The sequence below is a fragment of the Citrobacter sp. Cpa228 genome (genome assembly GCF_030333085.1).
In the GTDB taxonomy this organism is placed as follows: Bacteria; Pseudomonadota; Gammaproteobacteria; order Enterobacterales; family Enterobacteriaceae; genus Citrobacter; species Citrobacter pasteurii.
Genome location: NZ_JAOWGQ010000055.1, coordinates 337,668 through 354,527, shown reverse-complemented (window position 1 = coordinate 354,527; position 16,860 = coordinate 337,668). Strand labels below are relative to the sequence as shown.

Sequence of the window (16,860 nt, the reverse complement as noted above, 5' to 3'; positions counted from 1 at the left end):
CCGGCGGCTTACGGAGATCAGGCGGTACGGGCTACCGCATCACGCGAGGCGGCGTCGCGCTCATCACCCAGCAGCTCGGTTAGCTGGCCGTTGCGCATCTCGAGCAGCCTGTCGGCATGGATAAAGTAGTGATCGTCATGACTAATGGCGAAAATGGTTTTGCCCATCTCCTGCATCAGCGGCAACAATACCTGGTAGAATTCACGCCGGAAATGCGGATCCTGATCGGCGGCCCATTCATCCAGCAGAATAATGTCGCGCTCCTCCGCTAAAGCCAGCAACAGCGCCACACGCTTTTTCTGCCCTTTCGACAGCTTCAGGTTGAGAATGCGCCCGTCGTTCAGCTCCAGCTTGTGCACCATTTGCAGATGTTCCAGCCACTTTGCTACCAGCACCGGAGAAGCCTCTCTGCCTTCGGGTCCCAGCAATTTGTCAAACAGCCAGACGTCGGTAAACACCGCAGAGAACAGCTTGCGGTAGTCCTCCGGTTTTTCGACAGCAACCGCCTTGCCATCCAGTAAAATCTCACCAGACTGCGGCTGGTACAACCCGGTCAGCAACATCGCCAGCGTGGATTTACCGCTGCCGTTACCACCAATCAGGAAGATCAGTTCACCACGACGAATGGTCAGATTCACTGGCCCAACGGAGAACGTATTATCCTGATAGTGGAAAACCACGTCGCGTAACTCCAGCGTTTGCCAGTTCGGAAATGCGGTTGGCCGCGGGAATTCTGCCTTGAAGGGGGCCAGGGAGAACTTATTCAGCTTGTTGAACGCCACCTGCGCAGTCAGCAGCGTTGGCAGCGCGCCGACGGCAGAGAGCAGCGGCGTGCGCAGGAATAGCAACGTCAGCGAATAGGTTGCCGCCACGGCGGTATCCGCCCAGCCCAGACTGTTGGCCATCCAGAATACCAGGCCAATGGCTCCCAGCATCATAATATTCGACCAGTTGACCGCGCTCAGGTGGAAGGTATCAGCACGAATAATATGGTGGCGGTATTCTTTGGCATCCGGGACGTACAGCTGGTTAAAGATATGCTCAGCACGTTCTCGGTTGAGCGTCAGCTCTTTGCGCCCTTCCAGCACCGACTGGTAGTCGTTGTACAGCTTGTCTTCGGTTTCACGCAGGGTCGCCATGTGTTTATACACCCGCGCCACCAGCACAAATCCGCCCCAGATAGTGATTGCCATCCAGATTGCCGTCACCAGCAGCATTTTCGTCGACAGCATCGCCAGATACGCCGCCGACCCGACGGTCAAAATAATCCCCTGCACCAGTTCAGGCAGGCGGACAAAGGCAATGGTAATGTTACGGATATCGCTGGTTAAACCGGCCAGTAACGAGGCGCTACCGATTTGCTCGATACGCTCGACGTGGGTGTCCAGAATACGTTTGATAAATTCGCTACGCAGACGGTAGACAAAGTGGTGTCCCAGCGTGGTGAGCGCCAGCTGTGAACCGAGGGTGACGACCATCAGTAACAGCAGCAGGCCAAGAAACTCCGGGAGCACCATCAGCGTGGCGTCGACCGTTTCAATCAGGCGCTGATTAATAAACGCAATCAACCCAATCCCCAGCGCGGCACTGGCAAGACTGAGCGCCATGACGCTGATAAATGGCCAGCGATACTGCCGCCAGACAAGAAGTAAAAGTTCCATGCACACAACCCGGACAAGTAATAACAGCCCGCAGTTTAAACATCTCTTCGCTCACAGCAATAATAATTCTTATTCTTTTTTACCTGCCTGGCGAAACGTCAGGTTGTAACGACAATCTCCCGTCAATGGATGATACCCCGTCTTGAGAGGCTGGACGCCGTGATAAAACAGCCGCGAGTTTCCCCCCCATACCACCACATCGCCATGTTCCAGCAATACTCGCTTTAAGGGATCGTTGCGCCGTAAGCCACCAAACTGAAAAATTGCCGGCAGGCCCAGCGATACCGAAACGATAGGCGCTCGCAGGTCAGGCTCATCTTTATCCTGATGTAAAGACAGTTTTGCCCCCGGCGTATAGCGATTAATAAGGCAAGCATCCGGTTGAAAATCAGGATAGCCTGCGGCCGTTGCCGCCTGTTGGCACTGCTCAGCAAAGACCTCGGGTAATGGCGGCCAGTGAGCGCCAGTTAATGGATCGACCGGTGAATAGAGGTAGCCATGTTGATCCGTTGTCCAGCCCAGATGGCCGCAATTCGTCATGGCTACCGACATCGTATAACCGCCAGGGGTGACCATCTGGCGAAACGGCGACTGTCTGGCTGTCGCCGCGATTGCCCGCAGTAAAGCGGGGGCGGATTCAAATGCAAAACGCCGCAAAATCACCGCACCTGACGCCAGCGGCTCGTGCCAGGGTTTCTCATCTGCAAAGAGATCGAGCATTATGTTTCCTCACGGGTGGCTTCACGTTGCAACAGTTGCGCCTTGCGTGTTATTCCCCAACGATAGCCAGAAAGCGCACCATCGCCGCGAATTACGCGGTGACACGGGATCACAATGGCCAGTTTGTTCGCCGCACAGGCGCTGGCTACGGCACGCACCGCCTTCGGCTTACCGATAGTGCTGGCCAGTTGCTGATAACTCACCGTCTCACCACAAGGGATTGCCCGCAGCGCTTGCCATACCTGCTGCTGAAAGGCGGTTCCCTGAATATCCAGCGGCAGTGACAGTGCAGTATTGCGCGTGTTAATCACGGCGATCACTTCACGCACATGTTGTTGAAACTCCGCATCGGCGGGCTCGTCACGTGCCGTCGGAAACAGTTCCTGCAATTCTGCTATCAGCGTAGCATCGTCGTCGCCCAGCAAGATCGCGCAGATACCTCGTTCACTTTCCGCTACCAGGCAGCGACCCAGAGCGCAATCTGCGAGGGTATAGCGCACAGAAACATTACCGCCGCCTTTACGAAATTGCCTGGCGGTCATGCCTAACGCCTGATCCGCTTTGCGGTAATAGCTGCTGCTGTCGGGGAATCCGGCGTCAAGAATCGCCTGCGTTACCGGTGCGCCTTTTGCCAGCGCGTCACGCAGGCGACGGGCACGCCACGACTGTTGCCAGGCTTTGGGGGTCATCCCGGTGGTTGCTTTGAACAGGCGATGCAGGTGAAACGGGCTCATCGCAACATGCTGCGCAAGAGCCTCCAGTGTGAGGGGGGACTCTCGCTCCAGCAACTGACAGGCGTGGGCTATTTTGCCCAGCCGCTGCTGTTGCGCGCTATCTTTGTCCGGCTGGCAACGTTTGCAGGGACGAAACCCTGCCGCCTGTGCCTGCTCTGCATCCGCGAAGAAACTGACATTTTTACGCAGCGCATGTTTTGCCCGACAGGACGGTCGACAAAAAATGCCGGTAGTCTGAACAGCAAAAACAAACTGACCGTCAGCATCCGCGTCACGGTCCAGCACAGACTGCCAGCGTTCATCATCAGTTATATGTAAGAGATTTGTCATGATGGACTCCTTTGTTAAGCATAGCGCTTAGCCTCAGTGTGTCCGCATTGTGGGTTATAAAAACCCGCAATCTTGCTTTTTAATTTTTTTCGCTGACCAGGAAGCTTTTAAATTGCGGCGACATCCAGGTTTTAAACCCTTCGCCTTCTTTAACAATCATATACACCGCCAACCCTTCGCGACGCACGACCTCTTTGGCTTTTTGCGGGCCAAGCACCATTAGCCCGGTATCCCAACCGTCAGCCTCCAGCGCCGTAGGTGCAATCACCGTCACAGAGACCAGATTGTGTTCGATCGGACGGCCGGTTTGCGGATCGATAACATGGGACAGACGTTTTCCGTCCAGTTCGTAATAGTTGCGATAGCTACCGGAGGTGCTGATACCATGCCCATTGATATCGACAATCGCCTGGACCGCGTTTTCACGATCGGTCGGTTTCTGTATTGCCACACGCCACGGTTGCCCCTCGGCATTCATTCCACGGCTGTTCAGAGCACCACCAACAGAAACCAGATAGCGGGCGATCCCTTCCTGTTCCATCAATCGCGCCAGATGGTCAGCCGCATACCCTTCCCCCACGGTGGAGAGATCAACGTACAGCGCCGGCAGATCTTTCTGCAGATAATTCTGGTGCGCCTCATTAACAACCTTCAGATGTGAAAGCCCGGTTTGCGCTTTTGCCGCATCAATTCTTGCCTGCACAGGAGTATGCAGCGGTTGCTGCTGTGGACCAAAGCCCCACAGGTTGACCAACGGACCGACGGTGATGTCCATCGCGCCGTTGGTTTTTGCGCCAATACGTAACGCCGATGTCACAATATCCGCCAGCGCATCATTCACCGGCCACGGTGACAGGCTTTTTGACAGGTTAAAACGCATCAGCGCAGAATCGTTCTTATAGGTAGAAAGCAGTTGATCATCAGCATCGAGCTGAGTCTGGATCTTCGCCTGCAACTCTCCGGCACGTTTGGCATCCACGCCAACCACACTGACCCGCCAGAAAGTGCCCATTGTTTTGCCTTCCAGGACTGTCGCGGTTGATGGCGCGGTCTGGGTTGATTTCGGAGCCTCATCGCACCCGACAAAAAAGAGTGTTACAGCCACGAGAGCTGCACGATAAAAAATCATATCCATACGTGATTACCCTTATGAAAACGGGCGCAAGAGTACACCAAAAAAGAGTGTTTGTACGTCAGAAAAACGGCATTAAAAAAGGCCCCGTAGGGCCTTTGATAGAAATAGATACAGATTAGAACTGGTAAACCAGACCCAGTGCTACGATATCATCGGTAGAGATACCTGCATTACGGGTGAACTGGTTGTCATCCAGCAGGTTGATTTTGTAATCAACATAGGTAGACATGTTTTTGTTGAAGTAGTAGGTCGCGCCAACATCAACATATTTCAGGATATCCTGGTCGCCGTAGCCGCTGTCCAGATCTTTACCTTTGGACTGCAGGTAAGCCACGGACGGACGCAGACCGAAGTCGAACTGGTACTGCGCAACAGCTTCAACGTTCTGTGCTTTGTTAGCCCAGCCCAGTTTACCTGCACGCGTTGCGTTGTAGGTCTGGGTGTACTGTGCTGCCAGGTACACATTGTTCGCGTCGTATTTCAGACCGCCGGTGTAGGTTTCAGCACGATCGCCGGTACCGAAGTTCAGCTTGTTCTGCTCATCAGTACGTTTGGAGCTGGTGACCGCGGTACCCAGGGAGAAGCCTTCACCGATATCATAAGTGATAGATCCGCCGACGCCGTCACCGTTCTGATTCAGTGCGTCACGACCGTTGCCAGTCACGCCAGTCATGCCTTCACCTTCCGGACTGCCGTTTTTACCCTGGTACTGCAGGGCAAAGTTCAGACCATCAACCAGACCGAAGAAATCGGTGTTACGGTAGGTTGCAAAGCCGTTACCACGCTGCTGCATGAAGTTGTCAGAACCGTAGGTATCGCCGCCGAATTCCGGCAGAACGTCGGTCCAGGACGTGACGTCATAAACCACGCCGTAGTTACGACCGTAGTCGAAAGAACCTGCATCAGCGAATTTCAGACCGGCAAACGCGACACGCGTCCAGGCGTTGTTTTCGTTTTCAGAGGAGTTACCCATGATCTGGTATTCCCACTGGCCGTAACCGGTCAGTTGGTCGTTAACCTGGGTTTCACCTTTGAAGCCGATACGCATATAGGTCTGATCACCATCTTTAGTAGAGTCATCAGAGAAATAGTGCAGACCGTCGACTTTACCGTACAGATCTAATTTGTTGCCGTCTTTGTTGTAAATTTCAGCCGCATTTGCTGCGCCTGCTACCAGCAGAGCCGGTACCAGGAGGGACAGTACTTTAACTTTCATGTTATTAACCCTCTGTTATATGCCTTTATTGCTTTTTTATGCCACTGCTCACTGGCTAACCCTCATTAACCAGTCGGCAACTTCATTCTCCGCAAAAATACAGAATAATCCAACACGAATATGATACTAATACTTTAAAGATGTTTCATTTATCGATGTAGATGTTTCAAAATATTAACAAAAGGGAACTTTTTTTAATTAATAAAATGGTGATAATAAGCACGAATAGTCAAGAATCATTACAAAATATATATAAATCAATAAATTACGCAAAACACAACCATAGCACTGAATGATAAAACAAAATCTTCACTCACAACTAAAATAGACTCGCTATCATCATTAACTTTATTTATTACCGTCATTCATTTATGAATGTCTGTTTACCCCTATTTCAGCCGAATGCTCTGCGTTCGGTTTTTTTTTACCCTTCTTTACACAAACATCACCGTTCTGTGCTACCAATGAAAAACTATAACGACTATTAACTATCTCACCTGTTCACCATCACATATAAATCAGGTAAATAATTTCTTGTTATTTAATGCTAAATCTGTAGGTTTCATACCTCTATTTATACTGATAGTGACCGGCTGTACACGTTTGCATTGCCTGCCTGGCAACGATACACAGCAATAAAAAACGCAGCTCAGCAGATGTTGCGTAAGTATGGCAATTCATACATTACCCTTTATACTGCCCCTTCATCTTTAGCGTCGTTTTAACAGGTCATAAACACGAATGAGTCAGTCTGACACAACGGCTTCTACCCGATTCTCCCTGCTTCCGGGAAGTATTACCCGTTTCTTCTTATTACTCATCGTTGTGCTGTTGGTGATGATGGGCGTGATGGTCCAGAGCGCGGTCAACACCTGGCTAAAAGATAAGAGCTATCAGATTGTCGATATCACCCACGCTATTCATAAAAGGGTAGATACCTGGCGATACGTGACCTGGCAAATCTATGACAATATTGCAGCGACAACCAACTCATCGACTGCCGACGGGTTACAGGAAACCCGACTCAAGCAAGATGTCTACTATCTTGAAAAACCCCGTAGAAAGACCGAGGCGCTGATTTTCGGCTCGCATGATAGTTCTACGCTGGAGATGACCCAACGCATCTCTACCTATCTGGATACGCTGTGGGGCGCGGAAAATGTTCCGTGGTCAATGTATTACCTAAATGGTCAGGACAATAGCCTGATCCTTATCTCAACGTTGCCGCTGAAAGATCTCACCTCCGGCTTTAAAGAATCGACAATTGGCAATATTGTCGATTCGCGCCGCGCTGAAATGTTACAACAGGCCAATGCGCTCGATGAGCGTGAAAGCTTCTCATCCCTTCGCCGACTGGTCTGGCAAAACGGCCATTACTTCACGTTACGCACAACCTTTAATCAGCCAGGGCATCTGGCAACCGTGGTCGCGTTTGACCTGCCGATTAATGATTTGATCCCGCCGGGCATGCAGTTGGACAGTTTTCACCTGGAGCCTGATGCCACGTCTACGGCTGAGCATCTCAGTGAAAAAGAGTCGCCTGACAGCGTCAGCATCAACTTTAACAATAGCAAGATTGAGATCTCCTCAGCGCTAAATTCAACGGATATGCGACTGGTCTGGCAGGTTCCCTTTGGTTCATTACTGCTTGATACGCTGCAAAGCATTCTGCTGCCGCTGTTACTGAACATCGCTCTGCTGGCGCTGGCGCTGTTTGGCTATACCACTTTCCGCCACCTCCCTGCCCGCTCAAACGAAGTGGTGCCAAACCTTGCCGCAAATAATGAACTCCGGGTGCTTCGTGCAATCAATGAAGAAATTGTTTCACTGCTGCCGCTGGGGTTATTGGTTCACGACCAGGAATCCAACCGCACAGTTATCAGCAATAAAATTGCCGACCACCTGCTGCCACATTTAAATCTGCAAAATATCACCAGCATGGCGGAGCAGCATCAGGGGGTCATCCAGGCCACAATCAATAATGAATTGTATGAGATCAGGCTGTTCCGCAGCCAGATCTCAGCCCGCACGCAGATCTTTATCATTCGCGACCAGGACCGCGAAGTGCTGGTAAATAAAAAGCTGAAACAAGCGCAGCGACTGTATGAGAAAAACCAACAGGCTCGCGCCGCCTTTATGCAAAACATTGGTCGCGCACTGAAAGATCCCGCCAAAACGCTGGCCATCAATGCTGCCGCACTCAATACGCCCGACAGCCACAAACTGGCAAACCAGGCAGACGTTCTGGTACGTATGGTCGATGAGATTCAGTTGGCCAATCTTCTGGAAAGCGATGACTGGAAAAGTGAATCAACGCTGTTTTCCGTGCAGGCGTTAATTGACGACGTGGTACCTGAAGTGCTACCCGCCATCAAGCGTAAAGGGTTACAGCTGCTGATTAAAAATCACCTGAGCGCCAATGATGAGCGCCGCGGCGACCGCGATGCCCTACGTCGTATTTTGCTGCTGCTAATCCAATATGCCGTGACCACAACGCAGATTGGCAAAATTACGCTGGACGTCGACCAGGATGAGTCGGAGGCAGAGCGTCTGACCCTCCGTATTCTGGATACCGGGGAAGGCGTCGCGCTGAATGAAATTGATAACCTGCACTTTCCGTTCAGTAATGACACGCAGAGCGATCGATATGGCAAAGCGAATCCACTCACGTTCTGGTTGTGCGATCAGCTAGCGCGCAAACTGGGTGGACATCTGAATATTAAAGCGCGGGAAGAACTTGGAACGCGTTATATCGTCCATGTTAAGATGCCGCTGCATGACCAACATGCTGATAATGAAGAACGGCTGTTGGATGACGTCTGTGTGATGGTTGACGTCACCTCAAATGACGTACGCAGCATTGTATTGCGTCAGCTGGAAAACTGGGGAGCAACCTGCATCACGCCCGATGAGCGACTGAATAGTCAAGAATATGATCTCTTTATCACTGATAATCCGTCTAATCTTACTGCCTCGGGCTTGCTTTTAAGCGATGATGAGTCTGGCGTGCGAAAAATTGGCCCCGGTCAGCTGCGCGTCAACTTTAATATGAGCAATGCTATGCAGGAAGCTGTTCTGGAGCTAATAGAAGAACAACTGGCGCAAGAAGAGATCCAGGAACTCCCCCTCGGCGGTGATGAAAACGCCGAACTTCATGCCAGTGGTTACTATGCACTCTTTGTAGACACAGTACCGGATGATGTTAAGAGGTTGTATACTGAGGCAGCAACCAGCGATTTCGCTGCGTTAGCCCAAACGGCCCATCGCCTGAAAGGCGTGTTTGCCATGCTTAATCTGGTACCCGGCAAGCAGTTATGTGAAGCGCTGGAACATCTTATTCAAGAGAAAGATGCTCCAGGTATAGAAAAGTACATCAGCGACATTGACGTTTACGTCAAGAGCTTGCTGTAGCAAGGTAGCCCAATACATGAACACTATGAACGTAATTATTGCCGATGACCATCCGATTGTACTGTTCGGTATTCGTAAATCACTTGAACAAATCGAGTGGGTGAACGTTGTCGGCGAATTTGAAGACTCCACTGCACTGATCAACAATTTGCCTAAATTAGATGCTCATGTGTTGATTACCGATCTCTCAATGCCGGGAGATAAATATGGTGATGGGATCACGTTAATTAAATATATCAAACGCCATTTCCCGAGCCTGTCGATCATCGTTTTGACCATGAACAACAACCCGGCCATCCTGAGCGCGGTACTGGATCTCGACATTGAAGGGATCGTGCTGAAACAAGGTGCGCCAACTGACCTGCCTAAGGCGCTGGCGGCGCTGCAAAAAGGTAAGAAATTCACCCCGGAAAGCGTCTCTCGCCTGCTGGAAAAAATCAGCGCCAGCGGTTATGGCGACAAACGCCTGTCACCGAAAGAAAGTGAAGTTCTGCGCCTGTTTGCCGAAGGTTTCCTGGTGACTGAAATCGCTAAAAAGCTCAATCGCAGTATTAAAACCATCAGTAGCCAGAAAAAATCTGCAATGATGAAACTCGGCGTGGAAAACGATATCGCCCTGCTGAATTATCTGTCATCTGTGACGTTAAGCCCGTCAGACAAAGAGTAATTCGGTTTCATATCATCTGCCTGATGGCACCGCGTTTATCTGGCCTACGAACAATACAGCGTTGTGTATGTTCTGTAGGCCGGATAAAGCACACAGCGCTACCCTTCCTCTTTTATCCCCGCGTTTTTCTCACGCGATCCGCATAGACCGTTAGCGTCTGCTTCAGCACGTCTAACGTTACTGGCTTGGATAAGCAACTGTCCATTCCCGACTCCAGACAACGCTGCTTCTCTTCCGCCAGAGCATTGGCCGTCACACCGATCACCGGCAGCGTTAACCCCAGTTGGCGAATGCGCTGCGTCAAACGATAGCCATCCATATTCGGCATGTTGACGTCGCTCAGCACGATATCAATATGGTTTTTACTCAACACATTGAGCGCGTCCACACCGTCGTTGGCGGTTTTACACTGATACCCCAACGATCCCAACTGATCGGCCAGTAAACGACGGTTAATCGGATGATCGTCAACCACCAGAATCATCATGTCATCGTTTGTGGCTCCCACTTTGTCCGGAGCTGGCAACGCGGTGGAAAGCTCTTCACTGCCCAGTTCAACGCTGTAGATATGCGCCAGCAGCGCTGGCAACTCGTGCGGTGATGCCACACTGTGCACCCACTCGCCAGGCGTTCTTTCCAGCGGAATACCAATGTGGCGACGACAGAAAATCACCGTGGCTCGTCCCTGCCACGCCTGATCCAACACATCATCAGCAATCAATACATCATTTGCATCAGGTTGCTGCCCCTCATAACGCAGCACCGTCATCCCGGTACGCGTGAGGCTGGATTCGATAAAGTGATAGAGTGACGCGTTTCGCACCGCCAGCCAGCAGCGGGTACTGGCAAGACCGTCCACACTTTTATTCTGTGGATACTGAGCACCATACAGCGGTATCCTCAGCGTAAACTGGCTCCCCATCCCCGGTTCAGAATCAACGGAAATATCCCCGTCCATCATGCTGATCAGTTTTTCACAGATAGCCAGACCCAACCCGGTCCCCTGGAAATTACGCTGCACACCCGTCCCCACCTGGAAGAAGGGATCGAACAGACGAACGACTTCTTTGGCCGGGATCCCCACGCCAGTATCACGCACACGAATGCTGAGGTAGTCGCCGCTGCACTGAACATGCAACACAATACAGCCGGTATCAGTGAATTTAATCGCATTACTCAACAGGTTAGAAATGACCTGCTGTAAGCGCATCGGATCGCCATTTAATGCCACTGGCACATCCGGTTCAATGAAACAGTACAATCCCAGTTGCTTGCGTACCACCAGCGGCAGATAGTTGGCCGTAATATGGCTCATCACTTCCCGCGGTGAAAATTCACGCGGTTCAATCTTCAACTGTTCGGATTCAATTTTCGAGAAATCGAGAATATCACTGATAATCTTCAATAACAGGCTGGAGGAGTTATTCATCGCCGTCACCAGGCGATCCACTCCGCTGGGCAGTTCTTTCGTTTGCAGCAGGTCAAGGTTGCCGATAATGCCATACAGGGGCGTGCGTAATTCATGACTCACCGTCGCAAGGAACATTGATTTTGACTGGCTGGCCTGTTCCGCCGCCTGCGCCATCTCCTGTAACGACTCTTCCATTTTCACACGAGCACTCACATCGACCAGGACGCATATCGCTACGTTCTCATTGCGATAACGTGAATGCACAAAGCTGATTTGCAGATTGGTATTATTGCTGGTCAACACATCGACGAAATTAACCTGCTGGCCGCAGATAATTTGCGTCAACCGTTGCCTGTCTTCATGCGTCAGCATGTTGAGATAGGTATGCGCCAGCTCGTTGCTCAGAATATTAATGCCATCAATTGTGCGCAGAATACAAATACCGACCGGTGCAGAAGCCACAATTTTACGGTTAAACTGTTCATGCTCTTCCAGGCGCTGGGCATCGCTTTCCGCTGGAATAAAAATACGCCGCTCATACATGCGCGTCAGCATAAACAACGCTGCACCTACCAGCACATTCAGCAGAACCGCATTCAGGATCATCATGCGTATCCGCTCCAGCACCAGATCGACCGGCACGGAGTACACAATACTGAGCGATGATGGCGGCAGGTTTTTCTTCAACACCAGATTACGAAAGCCCGGCGTGTAGCCAAACCACGAGCGCTCCTGCATCCAGCGCGGTTCAGACTGAATATTGCCTTCAGGACCGGTGAGTGAAATCAGCGCATGACCATTTTCATCAAGGATTGTCACCCCCATCGGCAAACTGCCCGGCGTGAAGAAGTTCTCCATACGAATCGGCTGTTCCACACCCAGCAACGCCTGCAGACGATTGGCAAGATAGACCGGCGTCAGTGCATAAAAATACCCCACCCCCGGACGCGGTCCCTGGCTTATCCAGAACAGGTTATTGCCGTTTTCTTCCTGCGGTGCATTGCGATACTTAATGATGCGCTCATGCAGCGCTTTCAGCGCCTCGTCACGTTCGACAGGCATATCCCGCAGACCAAAATTGGCCATACAGAGGTTATCGCTGCCGATCAGGAACACACGGTTCAAATCATAAGCCGCTGAGAAATTGTCGCGCCAGTAGCGCATAAACCACGCCAATGACTCCAGCGAGCCACGCCAGGCATTACCCATCACCGCACAGTCGGAATCAGCAAACAGCGGTTCAAAATTCGGCACCACGGTTTTATCATCCCGTGCCCGCAATGACATCACGCCGTTTTCTGCCGTTAATCGGTTTTCAGCAATGTATTTCAGCTCTTTTATTACGTCAGAAGTACGCTGAATGTAGCGTTGGGCCTGATCGGAGCTGAGATTAAACTCCTGACGGATCTCAGACTCTCGCTGGTGCAGCGCATTCACAATGTAGAACACCGAAGCAAAAGCAATCAGACACCAGACCAGTAAGGCCAGCGCTCTGAACAGGTAGCGTGAGACTTTTAGAGTTGAATGAACGGAAGCAAGGTATTTCAAAGGGGCGAAGCTCCGCCTCAGGGTATCAATAGAGTGTGGTTAAGGTAGCGGTAAATGTCTTTTGTCGCAATGCCAATAAAAAAGGGTCGGATTTCTCCGACCCTTCTCATCACAACTTAATTACTCTTCTGCGTCATCTGCCGCATCATCGTCGCTCTCAGCTTCAGGAGCTATATCCTCGTCCCCTTCCGCAGCGCTGCCGTCGATGGAGTCGAGCTCTTCATCATCAACCGGTTCAGCAACACGTTGCAGGCCGACTACGTTTTCATCTTCCGCCGTGCGGATGAGGATCACGCCCTGGGTGTTACGCCCTACCACGCTGATTTCCGACACGCGTGTACGCACCAGCGTACCGGCATCGGTGATCATCATGATCTGGTCGGTATCCTCAACCTGCACTGCGCCCACAACGGAACCGTTGCGTTCGGTGACTTTGATGGAGATAACGCCCTGCGTCGCACGAGACTTCGTCGGATACTCTTCCGCTGCGGTACGCTTACCGTAGCCGTTCTGCGTCACGGTCAGGATGGCACCTTCACCGCGCGGAACAATCAGAGAAACAACTTTATCTTCCCCGGCCAGCTTGATACCACGTACACCGGTCGCGGTACGCCCCATCGCACGAACGGCGTCTTCTTTGAAGCGCACCACTTTACCGGCAGCAGAGAACAGCATGACTTCATCGGAACCGGACGTCAGGTCAACGCCAATCAGTTCGTCGCCTTCGTTCAGATTAACCGCAATGATACCGGCTGAACGCGGACGGCTGAACTCGGTCAGCGCCGTTTTCTTCACGGTACCGCTGGCGGTCGCCATAAAGACGTTCACGCCCTCTTCGTACTCGCGTACTGGCAGAATCGCGGTGATACGTTCGTTGGCTTCCAGCGGCAGCAGGTTGACGATTGGACGTCCACGCGCGCCACGGCTCGCTTCCGGTAGCTGATAAACCTTCATCCAGTACAAACGACCACGGCTGGAGAAGCAGAGGATCGTGTCATGGGTGTTGGCCACCAGCAGGCGGTCGATAAAGTCTTCTTCTTTAATGCGTGCTGCTGATTTACCTTTCCCGCCACGACGCTGTGCTTCGTAGTCGGTTAACGGCTGATATTTCACGTAGCCCTGATGAGACAAGGTCACGACAACATCTTCCTGGCTAATCAGATCTTCGATGTTGATGTCAGCGCTGTTCGCGGTGATTTCGGTACGACGTGCGTCGCCGAACTGCTCACGAACCAGCTCCATCTCTTCACGGATAACTTCCATCAGACGATCGGCACTGCCCAGAATGTGCAGCAGTTCAGCGATCTGCTCCAGCAGCTCTTTGTATTCGTCGAGCAGTTTTTCATGCTCAAGGCCGGTCAGTTTCTGCAGACGCAGATCCAGAATCGCCTGGGCCTGCTGTTCAGTCAGATAGTACTGGCCGTCACGCACGCCAAATTCTGGCTCCAGCCACTCAGGACGCGCGGCATCATCACCGGCACGTTCCAGCATGGCAGAGACGTTACCCAGTTCCCAGGAACGAGCAACCAGCGCCGCTTTCGCTTCAGCTGGGGTCGGTGCACGACGGATCAGTTCGATGATCGGATCGATGTTGGCAAGAGCAATCGCCAGCGCTTCGAGGATGTGTGCACGGTCGCGGGCTTTACGCAGTTCAAAAATAGTACGGCGGGTAACCACTTCACGACGGTGACGAACAAATGCAGCGATAATCTCTTTCAGGTTCATGATCTTCGGCTGACCATGGTGCAGCGCAACCATGTTGATACCGAAAGAAACCTGCAGTTGGGTCTGGGAGTAGAGGTTGTTCAGCACCACTTCCCCGACCGCATCGCGTTTGACTTCAATCACGATGCGCATCCCGTCTTTGTCAGACTCGTCACGCAGCGCGCTGATGCCTTCAACGCGTTTGTCTTTTACCAGCTCGGCGATTTTCTCGATCAGGCGTGCTTTGTTCACCTGATACGGAATTTCATGCACGATGATGGTTTCACGGCCAGTTTTCGCGTCAGCTTCAACTTCTGCACGTGCGCGAATGTATACCTTGCCGCGACCGGTACGGTAAGCTTCTTCGATACCACGACGACCATTGATGATCGCTGCGGTCGGGAAGTCCGGACCCGGAATATGTTCCATCAGCCCTTCAATGCTGATGTTTTCATCGTCAATATATGCCAGACAGCCGTTGATCACTTCCGTCAGGTTGTGCGGCGGAATATTGGTTGCCATACCTACCGCGATACCGGACGAACCGTTCACCAGCAGGTTAGGAATTTTGGTTGGCATAACGTCTGGAATGCGTTCAGTGCCGTCGTAGTTATCGACGAAATCAACCGTTTCTTTTTCCAGGTCAGCCATCAGCTCGTGGGCGATTTTCGACATACGGATTTCCGTATAACGCATCGCAGCTGCGGAGTCGCCATCGACAGAACCAAAGTTACCCTGACCATCCACCAGCATGTAACGCAAGGAGAATGGCTGCGCCATACGAACAATGGTGTCGTAAACGGCGGTATCACCATGAGGGTGGTATTTACCGATTACGTCACCAACGACACGGGCAGATTTTTTATAGGCTTTATTCCAGTCGTTGCCCAATACGTTCATGGCGTAAAGTACGCGACGGTGTACCGGCTTCAGGCCATCTCGGACGTCCGGCAGCGCACGGCCAACAATGACCGACATCGCATAATCCAGATAGGAGCTCTTCAGCTCTTCCTCAATGTTGACCGGTGTAATTTCTCTCGCAAGGTCGCTCATCTAACCGCTATCCCTCTACTGTATCCCGGATTCAAAGGTCGCAAATTATAACACATACGTGAAGATTCAGGTAAATGGATTCCCCCTGACAGAGGCTTTATTCATCCCGTCAGGCTGATATACTCGTTTGCATCGCAAATTTAGGAGTAGAAGCCCCAATGAATGCCGAAAAACCCCCGGTAACTCACAACGTTGACCATGAAGAAATTGCCAAATTTGAAGCAGTCGCGTCGCGCTGGTGGGATCTTGAGGGTGAATTTAAGCCTCTGCACCGCATAAACCCGCTGCGTCTGGGCTATATCGCCGAACGGTCAGGTGGTCTGTTTGGTAAAAAGGTACTCGACGTCGGCTGCGGCGGCGGGATTCTGGCAGAAAGCATGGCGCGTGAAGGCGCAACGGTCACCGGCCTGGATATGGGGTTTGAACCCTTACAGGTGGCAAAACTGCATGCGCTGGAAAGTGGCATTCATGTTGAGTATGTGCAGGAGACTGTCGAAGAACACGCCGAGAAATATGCGCACCAGTATGACGTCGTCACCTGTATGGAAATGCTGGAACACGTACCAGACCCGCAGTCGGTGGTCAGAGCCTGCGCCAGACTGGTCAAACCCGGCGGCGAAGTATTTTTCTCCACGCTCAACCGTAACGGTAAATCCTGGTTGATGGCCGTGGTCGGCGCGGAATATATTCTGCGCATGGTGCCTAAAGGTACGCACGATGTGAAAAAATTTATTAAGCCGGCTGAATTGTTACAGTGGGTTGACCAGACTGTGCTGAAAGAGCGTCACATGACTGGTCTGCATTACAACCCCATTACCAACACCTTCAAACTGGGCCCCGGCGTGGATGTGAACTATATGGTGCATACCACCGCCAAAAGCGAATAAGCCGGCGCTCATGGCCTGATGACGCTCGATTGTAGGCCGGATAAAGCGCACCAGCGCCGCCATCCGGCACGACTCCGGGCTTTAACGCCTGATGACGCTTCGCTTATCAGCCTACGTGATTACGCATCGCCTACTGATCCTGAGTAGGCGCCTTAGGGCAATTTTTGTGCCAGATCATAAGAACTTTCTTTGCCTTAGATGAAGAAATCAGCACTCGATCAAATTTTCTATTTTTTTTCTCAATTATTGACATCCCCGCCAGGCCTTATAAGACGCGCACTTAGCGATTCTTACCCTTTTGCAACCTCAATTTAACCTCAAAATCAACTCTTGTGCTGAAAAGAATCCCTACTAGAATACTCACCATATAGCGTCTATTTTAT

Annotated in this window: 10 protein-coding genes; 3 read left to right on the top strand and 7 right to left on the bottom strand. The window is 51.6% G+C overall.

The window, feature by feature from the left end; all coding sequences use genetic code 11:
- Positions 1–17: 17 nt before the first annotated feature.
- The 5 genes from OGX91_RS20210 to OGX91_RS20190 form a co-directional block, all read right to left on the bottom strand.
- Positions 18–1,661 (bottom strand): multidrug ABC transporter permease/ATP-binding protein, encoded by a 1,644-nt coding sequence (locus OGX91_RS20210; protein ID WP_182290222.1) that lies wholly within the window; start codon positions 1,659–1,661, stop codon positions 18–20.
- A gap of 69 nt (positions 1,662–1,730) precedes the next feature.
- Positions 1,731–2,381, bottom strand: a complete 651-nt coding sequence (gene alkB / locus OGX91_RS20205; RefSeq protein ID WP_040230573.1) for a DNA oxidative demethylase AlkB — start codon at positions 2,379–2,381, stop codon at positions 1,731–1,733.
- On the bottom strand, positions 2,381–3,445 hold the full coding sequence (gene ada, locus OGX91_RS20200) for a bifunctional DNA-binding transcriptional regulator/O6-methylguanine-DNA methyltransferase Ada (protein ID WP_005129364.1): 1,065 nt from the start codon (positions 3,443–3,445) through the stop codon (positions 2,381–2,383). The genes alkB and ada overlap by 1 nt, the downstream gene beginning before the upstream one ends.
- Before the next feature lie 79 nt (positions 3,446–3,524).
- Positions 3,525–4,580 carry an FAD:protein FMN transferase ApbE gene (gene apbE, locus OGX91_RS20195; RefSeq protein ID WP_155021348.1) on the bottom strand — a complete coding sequence of 352 codons (1,056 nt, stop codon included), beginning with the start codon at positions 4,578–4,580 and terminating at the stop codon, positions 3,525–3,527.
- Positions 4,581–4,695: 115 nt separating this feature from the next.
- The gene (locus OGX91_RS20190) at positions 4,696–5,796 is read right to left on the bottom strand and encodes a porin OmpC (protein WP_286627235.1); all 1,101 of its coding nucleotides are present in this window, start codon (positions 5,794–5,796) and stop codon (positions 4,696–4,698) included.
- A 741-nt stretch (positions 5,797–6,537) separates the two neighbouring features.
- On the opposite strand from OGX91_RS20190, the gene rcsD reads away from it, so the two are divergent.
- On the top strand, positions 6,538–9,207 hold the full coding sequence (gene rcsD / locus OGX91_RS20185) for a phosphotransferase RcsD (RefSeq protein WP_286627234.1): 2,670 nt from the start codon (positions 6,538–6,540) through the stop codon (positions 9,205–9,207).
- 16 nt (positions 9,208–9,223) lie between these two features.
- A complete protein-coding gene (gene rcsB / locus OGX91_RS20180) occupies positions 9,224–9,874 on the top strand; it encodes a response regulator transcription factor RcsB (RefSeq protein ID WP_003027592.1) in 651 nt (216 codons plus the stop codon).
- A 112-nt stretch (positions 9,875–9,986) separates the two neighbouring features.
- On the opposite strand, the gene rcsC is transcribed toward rcsB, so the two are convergent.
- Both rcsC and gyrA read right to left on the bottom strand, forming a co-directional pair.
- Complete coding sequence (gene rcsC, locus OGX91_RS20175) at positions 9,987–12,833, bottom strand: two-component system sensor histidine kinase RcsC (protein ID WP_005129385.1); 2,847 nt, start codon at positions 12,831–12,833, stop codon at positions 9,987–9,989.
- A gap of 120 nt (positions 12,834–12,953) precedes the next feature.
- Complete coding sequence (gene gyrA / locus OGX91_RS20170) at positions 12,954–15,590, bottom strand: DNA topoisomerase (ATP-hydrolyzing) subunit A (protein ID WP_188232049.1); 2,637 nt, start codon at positions 15,588–15,590, stop codon at positions 12,954–12,956.
- Between the two features lie 158 nt (positions 15,591–15,748).
- On the opposite strand from gyrA, the gene ubiG reads away from it, so the two are divergent.
- Positions 15,749–16,477 carry a bifunctional 2-polyprenyl-6-hydroxyphenol methylase/3-demethylubiquinol 3-O-methyltransferase UbiG gene (gene ubiG, locus OGX91_RS20165; protein WP_005129389.1) on the top strand — a complete coding sequence of 243 codons (729 nt, stop codon included), beginning with the start codon at positions 15,749–15,751 and terminating at the stop codon, positions 16,475–16,477.
- Positions 16,478–16,860 lie beyond the last annotated feature (383 nt).